This is a genomic window from Testudinibacter sp. 'clade 2' (genome assembly GCF_006227735.1).
Lineage (GTDB): Bacteria > Pseudomonadota > Gammaproteobacteria > Enterobacterales > Pasteurellaceae > Chelonobacter.
Genome location: NZ_VDHB01000144.1, coordinates 1 through 797 on the forward strand (window position 1 = coordinate 1; position 797 = coordinate 797).

Here is a 797-nt window from a genome sequence, read left to right on the forward strand (position 1 = left end):
AAAAGGTACGCAGTCACCCTATCCTCAAGCATACTGCTTTCGGATTGCCGTTTTACTTCGTAAAACGCCCCTCTCACATTCAATCAATTCCCTATCAGGTTATCCCCTGATTGATTTTTGGGTTGACCGTTTTGCTGCGCAAAACGTTAACCGCACTTGAATGTTTTCTATACCACTCTCAATACACTTAAGTGATAGGGCTCCCACTGCTTGTACGTACAGGGTTTCAGGTTCTATTTCACTCCCTTCACCAGGGTTCTTTTCGCCTTTCCCTCACGGTACTGGTTCACTATCGGTCAGTCAGGAGTATTTAGCCTTGGAGGATGGTCCCCCCATCTTCAAACAGGATTTCTCGTGTCCCGCCCTACTTCTTGTTAGCTTAGTACCATAAATGCGCCTTCGGATACGGGATTATCACCCTCTACGATTGTGCTTCCCAACACATTCTCCTAACACACTTACTATCACTAACGGCTCTTCCGCGTTCGCTCGCCGCTACTTACAGAATCTCGGTTGATTTCTTTTCCTCGGGGTACTGAGATGTTTCAGTTCTCCCGGTTCGCCTTGTTAACCTATGAATTCAATTAACAATAGTAGATTCTTCATCTACTGGGTTGCCCCATTCGGATATCGTGGAGTAATAACGCTTCTTATCAACTCCTCCACGCTTTTCGCAGATTAGCACGTCCTTCTTCGCCTCTGACTGCCTAGGCATCCACCCTGCACGCTTCGTCACTTAACCATACAACCTCAAGAATTTTTATACCGCACGTTCACTTTCATGTCCGTTCAGTTGC

1 rRNA gene is annotated in these 797 nt (G+C 46.4%); it reads right to left on the reverse strand.

Annotated features, from left to right (window positions below):
• Window positions 1-742: ribosomal RNA gene (locus FHQ30_RS13480) — 23S ribosomal RNA — on the reverse strand; the annotation flags it as partial.
• Window positions 743-797 lie beyond the last annotated feature (55 nt).